This is a genomic window from Salmonella sp. 32010601201800023SM (assembly GCF_017572235.1).
GTDB lineage: Bacteria > Pseudomonadota > Gammaproteobacteria > Enterobacterales > Enterobacteriaceae > Salmonella > Salmonella enterica.
In genome coordinates this window covers 105,371-120,686 of the sequence record NZ_JAGEQS010000004.1, presented here as the reverse complement: position 1 = coordinate 120,686, position 15,316 = coordinate 105,371, and the positions used below count along the sequence as shown (strand labels likewise).

Below are 15,316 nucleotides of genomic sequence, written 5' to 3'. Positions count from 1 at the left end.
GCGCGATGCCGCTGGCTGATGTCAATTACGCACCACGCCGAAGCGAATAGCGTATTTTTGTACTTTGTACTGTAACGTGGTGCGGGATACGTTAAGGCTACGGGCCGCGGCGGCAATGTTCCCCTGATGCGTATCCAGCGCGGTTTCTATTAAATGCCTTTCGTAGTTGGCAACCCGTACCTCCAGCGACCCTTCATACTGTGGATCGGGTGACGAGGGAAGGGGATTTTCCGGCGCGGTTTCCGGTACGCCTAAATTTAACTCGTCCTGTTCAAAAATGATGTGTTTCAGCAGCCCGTCTTTTTCCTGCATGATCATGCTGCGTACAATCGCGTTTTCCAGCATCCTGACATTACCCGGCCAGGCGTGATTGAGCAGATCAGCACGTGCCGTCTCGCTTAATCCGTGAATATCCTGCGGCACGTCATTACGGTATTTATCAATAAAATAATTCGCCAGTAAGGGAATATCTTCCGGGCGGGCGCGCAGCGGCGGTAGCGTCAACATTCCGACGCTCAACCGATAAAAAAGATCTGCCCGCAGGCGTTCTTGTTGAATTAATTTGACGGGCGCTTCGTTCATGGCGGCAACGATCCTGACATCAGAGTGGAGTTGCTGTTGTCCGCCGAGCCGCCAGAAGGTTTTATCCTGCAAGAATCGCAGCAGCTTACTTTGCATTTCTATCGGCATGGCGTTCAGCTCATCAAGAAAGAGCGTTCCCCCGTTTGCCAGTTCCAGATAGCCCTGGCTATTTTCCGCGCCGGTATAGGCGCCGCGCACGGTGCCGAAAAGCGTACTTTCGATAAGCGTAGGCGGTAGAGCGCCGCAGTTCAGGGCGATAAATGGCTTATTCGCCCGCTTGCTGCATTGATGTATCAGGCGGGAAAATAGCTCCTTACCCGTTCCCGTCTCCCCGACAATCGTCACCGGAATATTACTGGCGGCCAGCCGTTTGGCTTTGGCGATATTACTGAGCATTTCCGGATTTTCGGTAATAATGGCATGGTGCTTCTCATGGTGATCGGCATACAGCAGTTGGTTCAGTTCTACCACCTGCTCCTGGAGCCGCCTGACGCCGGACATATTCCTGCCGATTTCGATAACGCCGACCATGCCGCCATCGCTTGCATAGAGCGGCGCGGTGGTGTGCTGATAGTCAACGGCCTGGCCTCGCGCATTGTAATAAATTTGATAATGGCCAATGTATTCCACGCCTTTTTTTAACGATGAAAGCATCGTACTTTGCGTCTCTTTCATGCCCGGATAGACATCCAGCATATGTTTTCCCATTGCCCGTTCAATGCTGTAGCCGTCCAGATCCGCGCTTTCCTGATTGTAGTAAACGTATTCACCACGCTCATTAATGACGGCCAACGGCTGATGAATCAAATCGAAAAAGCGGGAAAACATCCTGAGCGCCGAGGCCAGCTCCTGATTGGTGGATGCCATATATGCATTCCTCATATCTATTGTTCATGTTGTCATTATAAAAGTGACGAATTTTCGTCGTTGTGATGAATAGCAAACTCAATGACGAAAATGAGAAAAAGCTTATTTTTATAAGTAATTGATTATTTTGATAAAAAATAGTGGCATGCCTTTTGCCTTATCCCTGTAAAGAATGCGGATTTTTACCATAAACATTAAGCAGAGGGCGTTATGACTGACTCGATTATGCAGAATTACAACCAGCTACGTGAGCAGGTAATCAACGGCGATCGCCGTTTCCAGCACAAAGACGGTCATTTGTGTTTTGAAGGGGTCGATCTGGACGCTCTGGCGCGCCAGTACCCCACGCCGTTCTATGTGTTTTCTGAGCCGGAGATTATTCGTAACATTCATGAAATCCAGCAGGCATTTGCGGCGCATAAAAATACCAAAACCTTCTTTGCGTCAAAAACCTGCTCGGTCATGGGGGTATTGAAAGCCATTCGTGACGCCGGAATTTGCGCGGAGGCAAACTCACAATATGAGGTTCGCAAGTGTCTGGAGATAGGCTTTCGCGGCGATCAGATCGTCTTCAACGGCGTGGTGAAAAAGCCTGCCGATCTGGAATATGCCATCGCTAACGATCTGTATCTTATTAATGTTGATAGCCTGTATGAGCTGGAACATATTGATGCCATCTCTCGCAAGCTGAAGAAAGTCGCCAATGTTTGCGTCCGTGTAGAGCCGAATGTTCCCTCGGCGACGCATGCGGAACTGGTTACCGCTTTCCATGCGAAGTCGGGTCTCGACCTGGAACAGGCGGAAGAAACCTGCCGCCGCATTCTGGCGATGCCTTATGTGCATTTGCGCGGCTTGCATATGCATGTGGGCGATCAGGTGCCGGAGTCAGAGCCTTTCGCAAAAGCGACTAAAGTGCTGGTGGATGAATCCCGTCGCCTGGAAGAGGTGCTTGGTATTAAATTTGATTTGATCAACGTGGGCGGCGGAATTCCGGTTCCCTATAAATATGACGACGAGAATGGCGACCCGTTAAAAGATAATATGTATGCCGGTATTACCGCCCAGGATTTTGCCGATGCGGTCATTCGCGAAGTGCATAAATGGCGTACCGATGTGGAAATATGTATTGAACCGGGACGTAAAGTGACCGGGTCGGCGGCGGTTTTACTTACGGAAGTCTCCTGCGAAAAACGTAAAACAAATTACGATCTTAACGGCAATGTGGAATGCCACGTTGAATGGAAATTTGTCGACGCTGGTTACAGCGTACTCTCTGACAGCCAGCATTTTGACTGGTTCTTTTATGTCTATAACGCCTCTCGCATGACGGCAGCGCACGACGCCTGGATAAAATTAGCCGGGCCGCTGTGTGATGGCGGAGATTATTTCCACATGGGAGTGAAAGGCGAAGAGTTTTTACTGCCGAAGGAGACTCATGTTGGCGATATTGTCGCGTTTCTTGATGCCGGGGCATACACCATTGAAAGTCAAACCGTTTATAACAACCGTCCGCGCACGGGCGTGGTGATGATCGATAAAAATGGTGAGACGCGTCTGATTCGTCGGGAAGACAGTTACGAAGATATGGTCAAGTACGACATTTATTAATACTGTTTTGGGCTTCAGTTTCATGCTGAAGCCCGTCGTCAGATGATAAGAAGAGGGCAGTGATGCCTGAATGCATAACAGGAGATGGCCATGAGTAACACGAATTCTGGCTTACTTGGCATCAAAGACATTGTCTTTATGAATGTCATCGCTATTCTGAGTTTGCGGCAAATCCCTAACGTGGCGCCTTACGGGGCATCGGCCATGTTGTTATGGGTGATAGCCGCATTCTGCTTGTTTTTTCCTTTAGCGATGGTATGCGGCGAGCTGTCAACCGGCTGGCCGAAAGATGGCGGGATATTTGTCTGGATTAAAGAGGCATTTGGTAAACGTATTGCATGGATTGTCGTGGTTTGTTTTCTATTTTCCTGCGTACTGTTTTTCCCATTAATGCTGCAATTCGGCTTTACCGCGTTGGGCTATATGATCGGCGGCGGCCTGGCGGAAAATAAAGCGTTTATCGGTATTGGTTCCGCGGTAATTTTCTGGCTATTAACGCTGATGAATATCCGCGGGATGGAATGGACAAAAATTATTAATAGCATCAGCGCCTGGTGCGGCGTATTTATTCCCTCCGCCATCCTCATTTTACTGGCGGTGGTATGGCTATGTACCGGACACCAGATGCAGACGGACTACACTACAGCGAAAAACTGGATTCCGGATCTCGGGCACTGGGATACGATCGTTTTCTTATCCAGCATGATGTTTGCGTTTGCCGGACTGGAGGTCGCCCCGATGATTGCCGGGCGTACCCGTAATCCACAGCGTGATTTTCCGCGAGCGATGGCCGTCTCCGCCGCCGTTATCGTTGGGATCTATATGGTCGGCACCTGGGCGCTAAACACGCTTTTACCCGCAGGGAAAACCGACATCGTGGCAGGCGTCATGCAGGCTATGCATGCTGCTGCGGACACGCTGCATATGCCGTGGTTAATTCCTGTTATGGCCATCTGTATGTTTTTTGGCGCTCTCGGGCAGATTAACTCCTGGCTGGTGGGGCCGATTTATATGCTCCAGGAAGCCTCGCGTGAAGATAATCTGCTGGGGGACCGAATCGGCAAATTACATCCGGTGTGGAAAACGCCCGCCTTTGCCTTGACTGTACAGGCGATTATTGTCACGGTCCTGTGTTTTTCGACTTTTATTTCGCCAAGCGTTGCGGCGGCTTACTGGATGTTAACGGCGCTAACGACCATCACCTATTTTATTCCTTATCTGGTGATGTTCCCGGCGTTCTGGCGTTTACGTAAGACCCAGCCGGATACGCCAAGAAGTTTTAAAATTCCGGGCAAGGTTTTACCGGCTATTTTACCCGCGCTGGGCTTTCTTTCTATCGCCTTTGCCGTTGCGCTGTTATTTATTCCGCCTTCTCAAATTGATATGGGCGGATATTTCCAGTACGCCGGGAAAATTATTGGCGGAGCCGTGCTGGCGGTTGTCGTCGCGGAGTACATTTACCATCGGGCGCAGAAACGTAATGCCCGTTTAAGCATGGCGGGAGGAAAATAAAATGTATATGCCAGTTCTGGAAATAAATCTACGCAAGCTGGAAGAAAACGCCCGCACGGAAAAAGCTCTGCTGGCAAGCAGCGGTATTGACGTGATGGCTGTCAATAAAGTTTTTGACGGCTGCGTGGAAACCGCGCAGGCGGTGTTCAACGGCGGAATTACCGTTATCGCTGAATCACGAACCTATAATTTGAAAAAAATACGCGAGACAGGATGTACGACCTGCCTGTTACGCAGTCCGTGTCTGAGTGAAATCGAAGATGTGGTGCGCTACGCGGATATTAGTTTAAATAGCGAGCCGGTGGTATTACGGGCATTATCGCAAGAAGCCCAACGCCAGGGGAAAACGCATCAGGTATTACTGATGGTGGATATGGGCGATTTACGCGAGGGTATCTGGTTTGGTGAATATCAACGCATTCTTGAGACCGTGACTCTGATTACTGGTCTGCCCGGTCTGGAATTATATGGACTGGGCACCAACTTTAATTGTTACGGCACCGTGTTGCCAACGGTAAAAAATGGCGAGGATTTTCTGGCGCTGGCCGCCCGGCTGGAAGCTGACAGCGGTATTCCTGTCCGGCGGCTTTCTGCGGGAAACTGCACCAGCTATCACCTGCTGGATAAAGGTATCTGGCCGCAGGGGCTGAATCATCTGCGCATCGGCGGACTGCATGAATTCGGCATTGAATATGTGGACATGAAATACCTGAATGAATTTCACCACTCCGCAAAACCGGTCGATAAAGCCTGTTCCGATATGTATATCCTGGAAGCGGAAATCATCGAACTGAACAGTAAACCGACCGTCCCGGTCGGGGAGCTGGGCGTCGATGCCTTTTTGCAAAGTAAAACCTTTGTCGATCGTGGCATACGCCGACGCGCATTGCTGGCGTTTGGTCGCCAGGATGTGCCGTCGGATAACTGTGTGCCATGCGACGACGCTATCACTATCTTAGGACAAACCAGCGATCATACGCTGGTGGATATTGAAGATTGTCGTCAGTCGCTAAAAGTAGGCGATGTGGTTCGCTTTGAGCTGGATTATACGGGCCTGTTAATGGCCTGCCAGACCAAAGGCGTCGCCTGGAGGTTTACGCGTTAACGCATAACCGCCGCGGCTATGTCGCGGCGGCATCTTTGACCTCACGAAAGACAGGGAGTAACGATGGATACCCTGCAACAACCACCGCCAGCAGAGCCCGAAGGCGGTCTGCGGCGTAACCTGAAGAAGCGGCATCTGCTGATGATGTCGCTGGGCGGCACGATTGGCACCGGCTTATTTATCGGCATTGCCGAACCGTTAAGCAGCGTCGGGCCGGCGGGAACCTTACTGGCCTATCTGTTTGCCGGAAGCATTATGCTGGCGACGATGATGTGTCTTGGCGAATTATCATGCGCCTTTCCTCACTCCGGTTCATTTCAACATTACGCGCTGATGTTTATGCCGTCACCTTGCTGGAGCTATACCATTGGCTGGCTTTACTGGTTTAGCTGGGTCTTTTCCCTGGCGGCCGACCTCACTGCCGCAGGGTTTATTGCTCACCAGTTTTTCCCCGCGGTTCCGGTATATATGTTCTGCCTGGCGATTCTGCTCATCCTGACGGCCATCAATCTCACCTCCGCAAAAAGTTTTGGCGAATGCGAATACTGGCTTTCGGCCATTAAGGTTTTCGCGATCGTGCTGTTTATCTGCGCGGGCGGGGTCATGATCTACTCGCTAATGGGCCATAGTGACTGGCACCCGACGTTAAAAACAGACGGAATGTGGTTTCCACACGGTTGGGAGCAAATTGTGGTCTGTATGACGATCGTGATTTACTCCTTCCAGGGGGTGGAACTGGTAGGAAATGCGGCAGGGGAGACCGAATCGCCGCACATTATTTTACCGAAAGTGATCCTGGGGATCGGTCTCAGAATCATTTTGTTTTACGGCCTGGCGATTGCGGTGCTGGCGCTGGTCTATCCGCATGAACTGACGCCAAATGGACAAAGTCCCTTTGTATGGGTATTCTCCCACGCGGGCATTCCGGGGGCGGATACGCTGATGACGCTGGTGATCTTTTCCGCCGCGGTTTCTGCCGCTAACTCGGCCATTTACGCCAGTTCGCGTATGCTGTGGTCTATGGCGGGCGATCGCTTTGCGCCAGCCTGCTTTGGTAAAACGAACGGCGGCGGCGTGCCGGTGTATGCTATTTTAATCACGGCCTTGCTGGCGTTGGTGTCGTTGCTGACCCGCTATATTCCCGCACAGCAATTTTATTTATATCTGATCGCCAGTACCGGGCAGGTGGGTTGCCTGGCATGGATAACCATCGGATGGTGCCAGTATCGTTTCCGACAATCGGTGCGTAATGGAACGTACGCCAGCGATTTGCTACGCTATCGATCGCCGCTTTTCCCCTGGACGGCCCGATTTGTCATTATCACCAATTTTGCCATTATGGTCGGCACCTGGTTTAGTGAGCAGGGGGTAGTGATAATGTTGGTTGAGCTGGCTTTTATGATAGGGATTCTTTTGTCATGGTATCTCTTCAGACCCACTTTGAGCCGATTACGTAACACAGTGGGATGAACGGCACTCGTAAACGGTAAGAGAACATGAAACGACTCATTGTAGGAATTAGCGGCGCCAGCGGAGCGATTTATGGCGTGCGCTTATTACAAATTTTGCGCGATGTCGATAGCGTGGAAACGCATCTGGTGATGAGCCAGGCGGCCCGGCAAACGCTGGCGCTGGAGACCCATTTTTCGCTGCGCGAGGTGCAGGCGCTGGCCGATGTGACGCACGATGCGCGCGACATTGCCGCCAGCATTTCCTCCGGCTCTTACCCGACGGCGGGAATGGTTATCCTGCCTTGTTCGATTAAAACGCTGTCGGGGATTGTCCACAGTTATACTGACGGACTGCTTACCCGCGCGGCGGATGTGATATTAAAAGAGCGGCGACCTCTGGTGCTGTGTGTGCGCGAAACGCCGCTGCATATCGGGCATTTGCGTTTAATGACCCAGGCCGCTGAGATAGGCGCGGTGATTATGCCGCCGGTTCCGGCTTTTTATCACCTTCCTCAGACGTTAGATGATGTTATAAATCAAACGGTTAACCGAGTTTTGGATCAGTTTGATATCCCCCTTCCGCACGATCTTTTTGTTCGCTGGCAGGGCGCATAGCGTTGTCTGTTTAGCGTGCATTATTGTCCCTGTTGCCCTGTTTCAGGGCAATTTTGTAACCGCGATCATATCCTCAACATTTAATTCGTTAAAAGCCGCCGAAACGCTGCGGTTCAACCGTCATACCTGCTATCTTCAACATCAGGACAATATTGCAACGTTTTATTAACAAATTTAACGTCGAATCGTTTTGCTGACGTGAAAATGGCATAAGACCTGCATGAAAAAGTCTGCAAACACACAACGCCACGTAAAACATAAGAAAATGACGCCACTTGAGGGGTATGTATGAAGAAGACCGTTCTCGCTTTGTCTTTGCTGATAGGTCTGGGCGCGACGGCGGCCAGTTACGCCGCGCTCCCGCAAACGGTTCGTATTGGAACAGATACCACCTACGCGCCTTTCTCATCAAAAGATGCCAAAGGCGAGTTTATTGGCTTTGATATCGATCTCGGTAATGAAATGTGTAAGCGTATGCAGGTGAAATGTACCTGGGTCGCCAGCGACTTTGATGCGCTTATTCCCTCACTAAAAGCGAAAAAAATTGATGCCATTATTTCATCGCTCTCTATCACCGATAAACGCCAGCAAGAAATTGCGTTTTCCGACAAACTTTACGCGGCGGATTCACGCCTGATTGCGGCAAAAGGGTCTCCCATTCAGCCGACGCTGGAATCGCTGAAAGGCAAGCATGTCGGCGTGCTGCAAGGGTCCACGCAAGAGGCTTACGCCAATGATAACTGGCGCACTAAAGGTGTGGATGTGGTGGCTTATGCCAACCAGGATCTTATCTATTCCGATTTAACCGCCGGTCGCCTGGATGCTGCATTGCAGGATGAAGTCGCCGCCAGCGAAGGTTTCCTGAAGCAGCCAGCGGGCAAGGAGTATGCGTTTGCCGGTCCTTCCGTGAAGGATAAAAAATATTTTGGCGACGGGACGGGGGTTGGGCTGCGCAAAGACGATACCGAGCTAAAAGCCGCGTTTGATAAAGCGCTGATCGAACTGCGCCAGGACGGAACTTACGACAAAATGGCCAAAAAGTACTTCGATTTTAATGTCTACGGCGATTGAGGGAAGGGGATAACGCGCCGCGCTGGGGAACTATCACGGTGCAAAATAGATGTTTTGCACCTTTTTGGTGCATAAGCCGTTGCGGAACAGGCGCATAAATGCATACTTAATCGATTTTTATGCAAAATAAACCGGCTGACAAGGTAGAATGCTTTGCCTTGTCGGCCTGATTAATGGCACGATAGTCGCATCGGATCTGTAAAGATCTCCTGGAAAGACAGTCTGTTGAGGATAGTTATGAAAAAACTGGCGTTATCCCTTTCTCTGGTGCTGGCATTTTCCAGCGCTACTGCAGCATTTGCCGCTATTCCACAAAAGATTCGTATCGGTACCGATCCTACATACGCACCGTTTGAATCCAAAAATGCACAAGGTGAATTGGTCGGCTTTGATATCGATCTGGCCAAAGAGCTGTGCAAACGTATCAACACACAGTGTACGTTCGTGGAAAACCCGCTGGATGCGCTGATTCCGTCTTTAAAAGCGAAGAAAATTGATGCCATCATGTCCTCGCTGTCCATCACTGAAAAGCGCCAGCAGGAAATCGCGTTTACCGACAAGCTTTACGCCGCTGATTCCCGTCTGGTGGTGGCGAAGAACTCTGATATTCAGCCGACCGTCGCGTCGCTGAAAGGTAAGCGCGTCGGCGTGCTACAGGGGACGACGCAGGAGACCTTCGGCAATGAGCACTGGGCGCCGAAAGGGATTGAGATCGTCTCTTACCAGGGGCAGGACAACATTTATTCCGATCTGACGGCTGGCCGTATTGATGCGGCGTTCCAGGACGAGGTCGCGGCCAGCGAAGGTTTCCTTAAACAGCCCGTCGGAAAAGACTATAAATTCGGCGGCCCGGCGGTGAAAGATGAGAAGTTATTCGGCGTAGGAACCGGTATGGGGCTGCGCAAAGAAGATAACGAGCTGCGCGAAGCGCTGAACAAAGCCTTTGCTGAAATGCGTGCTGACGGTACTTACGAAAAGCTGGCGAAAAAGTACTTTGATTTTGATGTTTATGGCGGTTAATCACCGTCGGTGCAGATAAAGCCCAAAGAATGTTGACTGTCTGCATTGCCTGATGGCGCTGTGCCTTGCCCGGCCTACGGAGCATCGTAGGCCGGGCAAGGCACAGCCGCCATCCGGCGTGATGTGAGGCAAAAATGCAAAAGAGGCTTCTTACTTCACCACACACAACAGGACAGGCTGCATGTTGTACGGGTTTTCAGGCGTAATTTTACAGGGCGCGATCGTCACGCTGGAACTGGCGCTCAGTTCCGTGGTGCTGGCCGTGCTTATCGGTCTCGTCGGCGCGGGGGCGAAGCTTTCGCAAAACCGGGTAACGGGGCTTATTTTTGAAGGATACACCACCCTGATTCGCGGGGTGCCGGATCTGGTCTTAATGCTGCTGATATTTTACGGATTGCAAATCGCGCTTAACGTGGTGACCGATTCGCTGGGTATCGACCAGATAGATATTGATCCGATGGTGGCCGGTATTATCACCCTTGGTTTCATCTACGGCGCCTATTTTACCGAAACCTTTCGCGGCGCGTTTATGGCGGTGCCGAAAGGCCATATCGAGGCGGCGACGGCCTTTGGTTTTACCCACGGGCAAACCTTCCGGCGGATTATGTTCCCGGCGATGATGCGTTACGCCCTGCCGGGGATCGGCAATAACTGGCAGGTGATACTCAAAGCGACGGCGCTGGTGTCGCTGCTGGGCCTGGAAGATGTCGTCAAAGCCACGCAGCTTGCCGGTAAAAGTACCTGGGAGCCTTTCTATTTTGCCGTGGTCTGTGGACTTATCTACCTGGTATTTACCACCGTTTCCAATGGTGTGCTGCTCTTACTTGAGCGTCGCTATTCCGTGGGCGTGAAGAGGGCCGATTTGTGATTGAGATCATTCAGGAGTACTGGAAATCCCTGCTTTGGACGGATGGCTATCGTTTTACCGGCGTGGCGATTACGCTGTGGCTGTTAATTTCATCGGTGGTGATGGGCGGTCTTCTGGCGGTGATTCTGGCGGTAGGCCGCGTTTCCAGTAATAAATTCATCCGTTTTCCCATCTGGCTGTTTACGTATATTTTTCGCGGCACGCCGCTGTACGTACAGCTACTGGTGTTCTATTCGGGGATGTATACGCTGGAGATAGTCAAAGGCACCGATCTTCTTAACGCGTTTTTCCGCAGCGGACTAAACTGTACCGTACTGGCGCTGACGCTGAATACCTGCGCGTATACCACGGAGATTTTCGCCGGGGCGATTCGCTCGGTGCCGCACGGTGAAATTGAAGCGGCACGGGCCTATGGCTTCTCGTCATTTAAAATGTATCGCTGCATTATTTTGCCGTCGGCATTACGCATCGCCTTGCCTGCCTACAGCAACGAAGTGATTTTAATGCTGCACTCTACGGCGCTGGCGTTTACCGCGACGGTGCCGGATTTGTTGAAAATCGCCCGCGATATTAACTCAGCGACTTACCAGCCGTTTACCGCGTTTGGCATTGCCGCCGTGTTGTATTTACTCATTTCGTATGTCCTGATAAGCCTGTTCCGTCGGGCGGAAAGACGCTGGTTGCAGCACGTGTCCTCTAAATAATTCGAGTAACATGATGTCAGAAAATAAATTACACGTTATCGATTTGCACAAACGCTACGGCGGTCATGAAGTGCTGAAAGGGGTATCGCTGCAGGCCCGCGCCGGAGATGTGATTAGCATCATCGGCTCGTCCGGCTCCGGTAAAAGCACTTTTTTGCGCTGTATTAACTTCCTCGAAAAACCGAGCGAAGGCGCGATTATCGTGAACGGTCAGAACATTAATCTGGTGCGCGACAAAGACGGGCAGCTCAAAGTGGCGGATAAAAATCAGCTACGCTTGTTGCGTACCCGCCTGACGATGGTGTTTCAGCACTTTAACCTCTGGAGCCACATGACGGTGCTGGAAAATGTGATGGAAGCGCCGATTCAGGTACTGGGATTAAGCAAGCACGACGCGCGCGAGCGGGCGTTGAAATATCTGGCGAAGGTGGGGATTGATGAGCGCGCTCAGGGCAAATATCCCGTCCATCTCTCCGGTGGCCAACAGCAGCGCGTTTCTATTGCGCGCGCGCTGGCGATGGAACCTGACGTTTTACTGTTCGATGAACCCACATCGGCGCTCGATCCTGAACTGGTCGGCGAAGTGTTGCGCATCATGCAACAACTGGCGGAAGAAGGCAAAACGATGGTGGTGGTCACGCATGAAATGGGCTTCGCCCGCCATGTCTCTTCGCACGTTATTTTTCTGCATCAGGGGAAAATTGAAGAAGAGGGCGATCCGGAGCAGGTGTTCGGTAATCCGCAAAGCCCGCGTTTACAGCAATTCCTGAAAGGCTCGCTGAAATAAAAGAAGCCCGGCGGCGCATCGCTTACCGGGCAGGATACGGCGCTTTGGGAACTAGCGAATCACATCCGCCAGCGCCTCTTCTAAATCATACCAGCGAAATGCGAATCCGGCGGCTTCAAGCCGTTTTGGCAGCGCCCGCTGTCCGCCCAGCACCAGCACTGACGACTCGCCCATCAATAAGCGAATTGCCGTCGCCGGAATGCGAATAATCGCCGGACGACGCAGCGCGCGACCCAGCGCATGAGCAAAATGCTCATTATGGACGGGATACGGCGAGACCATATTGAAGGGACCGCGAAGATCGTTATCCAGCAGCCACAGAATGCCGTTGACCATATCGTCGATGTGAATCCAGGCCAGATATTGTCGACCATTACCCACCGGACCGCCGAGTCCGAGGCGAAACGGCGGAACCATTTTCCCCAAAATCCCGCCTTGCGGCGCCAGGACAACGCCGGTACGCAGCAGGCAGACGCGGGTCTGGTCGCTCTGCGCACGACAGGCAATCTGTTCCCAGCGGGCGCAAAGTTTATGCGTAAATTCGTTGTGCGGCGGTTCGTCTTCAGTGACGACAACGTCACCCAGATCGCCGTAATAGCCCGTGGCGGAGCCGGATATCAACACCGAGGGCGGCGTTGCGCTGGCATGAATTAAATCCACCAACTTTTGCGTGATAGCCCAGCGGCTTTGGCACAACCGTTCTTTTTGTTGCGAGGTCCAGCGCTTGTCGGCAATCGGTTCGCCCGCCAGATTGATGATGGCATCAATCTCATTGAGGTGCTCACGTTCCGCCAGCCCTTTCCATAATGTCACTCTGGAATCGAGAATCTGACGCGCGTTATCGGGATTGCGCGTAACGACCGTCACCTGATGCCCCAGTGTTAACAGCCGGGGAATGAGATGACGCCCTATCAGGCCTGTACCGCCGGTAATCAGAATCTGCATATGACCTCCAGAGTAGGGAGGATTTCCTCTTCCCTAATGTCAGGTTTTTAATACGAATAAGGGTGCCGGACGCAGGTTTTTTCCGTGTATACACCTCTACATCATACATGATGTATGCTACCGCGTTACGCTTTCGTACTGTTACAGTGCAGTTGTGCTTGTAACAGTGCGCGCGCTGTCGCAGGACGCGTGCGAATGCGTTCAAACCAGTTATACACCGCCGGGTAGGTATCAAGATCGATTCGCTGACGTTGATGTGCGTTAACCCACGGCCAACTGGCGATATCCGCAATACTGTAGTGGTCGCCGCCCAGCCACGGGGAGGTTTCCAGGCGTTTATTCAGGACGTTGTATAAGCGTTGCGTTTCAACCTGATAGCGTTCAATTGCATAGGGGATGGCCTGCGGCGCAAAGTGGTTAAAGTGATGATTCTGGCCCAGCATCGGCCCTAACCCGCCGACCTGCCAGAACAGCCATTGCAGCGTGGTATGGCGTTCACGCAGCTCCCCGCTAAGCAGTTTGCCGCTTTTTTCCGCCAGGTAGAGAAGAATTTCGCCGGATTCAAAAAGACTAAGCGGTTGACCGCCGTCTGCCGGGGCGTGATCGACGATGGCAGGAATTTTATTATTGGGAGAGATAGCCAAAAAATCAGGGCGAAACTGATTGCCCTTGCTGATATCTACTTTTAGCAAACGATACGCCAGCTCCGCCTCTTCCAGAAACAGCGTTATTTTATGCCCGTTGGGCGTGGGGGCGTAGTAAAGGTCAATCATTTTGGCTCCTGCATGTGCGTAAAGAGTCTGGGCTGAATTAAGTATAGAAAGCCTCCTGATGTGTGTGAGTTTTCATCAGGTGACAGCAGGCGAAAGACGCTATATTTTGGGAAGAAACCTAATACGCCCTCAAGAGGACATTATGAGTAAGCCTGTTATTGTGCTGTGGTCGGATGCGAACTTTTTCTCTCCCTACGTCTTGTCCGCCTGGGTGGCATTACAAGAAAAAGGGCTTTCCTTTACTCTGAAAACTCGCGATCTGGACCAGGGAGAACATCTGCAACCTGGCTGGCGAGGATATGCGCTGACGCAGCGCGTACCGGTGCTTGAGGCCGACAATTTTGAGCTGAGCGAGTCGTCCGCTATTGCGGAATACCTGGAGGAGCGTTTCGCGCCGCCGCAGTGGGAGCGTATCTACCCGCACGATTTACAAAAACGCGCCCGCGCGCGACAGATTCAGGCGTGGCTACGCAGCGATTTACTGCCGCTTCGCGAAGAACGGCCTACCGACGTGGTGTTTGCCGGGGCGAAAAAAGCGCCGTTAAGCGAGGCTGGAAAAGCCAGCGCGGCAAAACTGTTTGCGACGGCTGAAGCGCTATTGGGGCAGGGGACGCAAAATTTATTTGGTGAATGGTGCATTGCCGATACCGATCTGGCATTGATGATCAATCGTCTGGCGCTGCATGGCGATGACGTGCCGACATCGCTGGCGGCATATGCGACATTCCAGTGGCAGCGTGCTTCCGTACAGCGTTTTATTGCGCTTTCCTCGAAGCGTTCAGGCTGAAAATCTATTCATATTCCAGTATCATAACGCCGTTTTTCACAACGAGGAGTGAGCGATGAAACTGATGTTCGCATCGGACATTCATGGTTCTTTACCCGCCACGGAACGCGTGCTTGAGCGGTTCGCGCAAAGCGGCGCGCGTTGGCTGGTGATATTAGGCGATGTCCTTAACCACGGGCCGCGAAATGCGCTGCCTGAAGGCTATGCGCCCGCCCAGGTCGCCGAACGCCTGAACGCGGTGGCGACGCAAATCATTGCCGTGCGCGGCAACTGCGATAGCGAAGTGGATCAGATGCTGCTGCATTTCCCGATAACTGCGCCGTGGCAGCAAATATTGACGCAAGAGAGGCGGCTATTTTTAACGCATGGGCACCTCTTCGGGCCGACGAATCTGCCCGCTCTGCATACTGGCGATGTGTTGGTCTATGGTCATACGCATCTGCCGGTGGCGCAACAGCAGGAAGGACTGTATCACTTTAATCCTGGGTCAGTGAGCATCCCGAAAGGCGGGTATGCGGCAAGCTACGGTATTCTGGATGATAATGTGTTGAGCGTAATCGCACTCAATGATCAAAGTATCATTGCGCAGGTTGCAATTAACTCGTAATTTACCTCACAAAC

The 15,316-nt window shown here is 52.0% G+C and carries 15 protein-coding genes; 12 read left to right on the top strand and 3 right to left on the bottom strand.

Features of this window, described 5'->3' with window-relative positions; all coding sequences use genetic code 11:
- Positions 1-21: 21 nt before the first annotated feature.
- A complete protein-coding gene (locus J4617_RS13755) occupies positions 22-1,449 on the bottom strand; it encodes a sigma-54-dependent Fis family transcriptional regulator (protein WP_000168925.1) in 1,428 nt (475 codons plus the stop codon).
- Positions 1,450-1,659: 210 nt separating this feature from the next.
- Between J4617_RS13755 and J4617_RS13750 the strand changes: the two genes are divergently transcribed.
- The 10 genes from J4617_RS13750 to hisP all read left to right on the top strand — a co-directional run bounded on the left by J4617_RS13750 (position 1,660) and on the right by hisP (position 12,190).
- Positions 1,660-3,057, top strand: coding sequence for an alanine racemase (locus J4617_RS13750; protein WP_000132306.1), 1,398 nt, complete (start codon positions 1,660-1,662; stop codon positions 3,055-3,057).
- Positions 3,058-3,147: 90 nt separating this feature from the next.
- Positions 3,148-4,569, top strand: a complete 1,422-nt coding sequence (locus J4617_RS13745; RefSeq protein WP_000072512.1) for an APC family permease — start codon at positions 3,148-3,150, stop codon at positions 4,567-4,569.
- Between the two features lies 1 nt (position 4,570).
- Positions 4,571-5,674 carry an alanine/ornithine racemase family PLP-dependent enzyme gene (locus J4617_RS13740; protein WP_000281907.1) on the top strand — a complete coding sequence of 368 codons (1,104 nt, stop codon included), beginning with the start codon at positions 4,571-4,573 and terminating at the stop codon, positions 5,672-5,674.
- 63 nt (positions 5,675-5,737) lie between these two features.
- The gene (locus tag J4617_RS13735; protein WP_000380346.1) at positions 5,738-7,144 is read left to right on the top strand and encodes an amino acid permease; all 1,407 of its coding nucleotides are present in this window, start codon (positions 5,738-5,740) and stop codon (positions 7,142-7,144) included.
- A gap of 26 nt (positions 7,145-7,170) precedes the next feature.
- Positions 7,171-7,740: a UbiX family flavin prenyltransferase gene (locus tag J4617_RS13730; RefSeq protein ID WP_000825682.1), complete on the top strand. Its 570-nt coding sequence runs from the start codon at positions 7,171-7,173 to the stop codon at positions 7,738-7,740.
- Between the two features lie 288 nt (positions 7,741-8,028).
- A complete protein-coding gene (gene argT, locus J4617_RS13725; protein WP_000754422.1) occupies positions 8,029-8,811 on the top strand; it encodes a lysine/arginine/ornithine ABC transporter substrate-binding protein ArgT in 783 nt (260 codons plus the stop codon).
- Between the two features lie 237 nt (positions 8,812-9,048).
- The gene (hisJ, locus tag J4617_RS13720; RefSeq protein WP_000731868.1) at positions 9,049-9,831 is read left to right on the top strand and encodes a histidine ABC transporter substrate-binding protein HisJ; all 783 of its coding nucleotides are present in this window, start codon (positions 9,049-9,051) and stop codon (positions 9,829-9,831) included.
- Positions 9,832-10,012: 181 nt separating this feature from the next.
- Positions 10,013-10,699, top strand: coding sequence for a histidine ABC transporter permease HisQ (locus J4617_RS13715; RefSeq protein ID WP_000965498.1), 687 nt, complete (start codon positions 10,013-10,015; stop codon positions 10,697-10,699).
- Positions 10,696-11,403, top strand: coding sequence for a histidine ABC transporter permease HisM (gene hisM / locus J4617_RS13710; protein ID WP_000569771.1), 708 nt, complete (start codon positions 10,696-10,698; stop codon positions 11,401-11,403). Before J4617_RS13715 ends, hisM begins: the two co-directional genes overlap by 4 nt.
- Positions 11,404-11,416: 13 nt before the next feature.
- The gene (gene hisP, locus J4617_RS13705; protein ID WP_001293591.1) at positions 11,417-12,190 is read left to right on the top strand and encodes a histidine ABC transporter ATP-binding protein HisP; all 774 of its coding nucleotides are present in this window, start codon (positions 11,417-11,419) and stop codon (positions 12,188-12,190) included.
- Between the two features lie 51 nt (positions 12,191-12,241).
- Here hisP and J4617_RS13700 read toward each other — a convergent pair whose 3' ends face one another.
- Both J4617_RS13700 and yfcG read right to left on the bottom strand, forming a co-directional pair.
- Entirely contained in the window at positions 12,242-13,135 is an 894-nt protein-coding gene (locus J4617_RS13700; RefSeq protein WP_001166274.1) for a TIGR01777 family oxidoreductase, read from the bottom strand.
- Positions 13,136-13,260: 125 nt separating this feature from the next.
- Complete coding sequence (yfcG, locus tag J4617_RS13695; protein WP_000566563.1) at positions 13,261-13,908, bottom strand: GSH-dependent disulfide bond oxidoreductase; 648 nt, start codon at positions 13,906-13,908, stop codon at positions 13,261-13,263.
- Between the two features lie 142 nt (positions 13,909-14,050).
- On the opposite strand from yfcG, the gene yfcF reads away from it, so the two are divergent.
- Positions 14,051-14,695, top strand: coding sequence for a glutathione transferase (gene yfcF / locus J4617_RS13690; RefSeq protein WP_000043012.1), 645 nt, complete (start codon positions 14,051-14,053; stop codon positions 14,693-14,695).
- Positions 14,696-14,750: 55 nt separating this feature from the next.
- Positions 14,751-15,302: a phosphodiesterase gene (yfcE, locus tag J4617_RS13685; RefSeq protein WP_000772458.1), complete on the top strand. Its 552-nt coding sequence runs from the start codon at positions 14,751-14,753 to the stop codon at positions 15,300-15,302.
- Positions 15,303-15,316 lie beyond the last annotated feature (14 nt).

Excerpts from the sequence above, each read along its gene's own strand:
- yfcF (WP_000043012.1), top strand. The coding sequence starts at position 14,051 with ATGAGTAAGCCTGTTATTGTGCTGTGGTCGGATGCGAACTTTTTCTCT.
- J4617_RS13750 (WP_000132306.1), top strand. The coding sequence starts at position 1,660 with ATGACTGACTCGATTATGCAGAATTACAACCAGCTACGTGAGCAGGTA.
- J4617_RS13700 (WP_001166274.1), bottom strand. The coding sequence starts at position 13,135 with ATGCAGATTCTGATTACCGGCGGTACAGGCCTGATAGGGCGTCATCTC.
- J4617_RS13715 (WP_000965498.1), top strand. The coding sequence starts at position 10,013 with ATGTTGTACGGGTTTTCAGGCGTAATTTTACAGGGCGCGATCGTCACG.
- hisP (WP_001293591.1), top strand. The coding sequence starts at position 11,417 with ATGTCAGAAAATAAATTACACGTTATCGATTTGCACAAACGCTACGGC.
- J4617_RS13735 (WP_000380346.1), top strand. The coding sequence starts at position 5,738 with ATGGATACCCTGCAACAACCACCGCCAGCAGAGCCCGAAGGCGGTCTG.
- J4617_RS13755 (WP_000168925.1), bottom strand. The coding sequence starts at position 1,449 with ATGGCATCCACCAATCAGGAGCTGGCCTCGGCGCTCAGGATGTTTTCC.
- yfcE (WP_000772458.1), top strand. The coding sequence starts at position 14,751 with ATGAAACTGATGTTCGCATCGGACATTCATGGTTCTTTACCCGCCACG.
- J4617_RS13730 (WP_000825682.1), top strand. The coding sequence starts at position 7,171 with ATGAAACGACTCATTGTAGGAATTAGCGGCGCCAGCGGAGCGATTTAT.
- J4617_RS13740 (WP_000281907.1), top strand. The coding sequence starts at position 4,571 with ATGTATATGCCAGTTCTGGAAATAAATCTACGCAAGCTGGAAGAAAAC.
- J4617_RS13745 (WP_000072512.1), top strand. The coding sequence starts at position 3,148 with ATGAGTAACACGAATTCTGGCTTACTTGGCATCAAAGACATTGTCTTT.
- hisJ (WP_000731868.1), top strand. The coding sequence starts at position 9,049 with ATGAAAAAACTGGCGTTATCCCTTTCTCTGGTGCTGGCATTTTCCAGC.
- argT (WP_000754422.1), top strand. The coding sequence starts at position 8,029 with ATGAAGAAGACCGTTCTCGCTTTGTCTTTGCTGATAGGTCTGGGCGCG.
- yfcG (WP_000566563.1), bottom strand. The coding sequence starts at position 13,908 with ATGATTGACCTTTACTACGCCCCCACGCCCAACGGGCATAAAATAACG.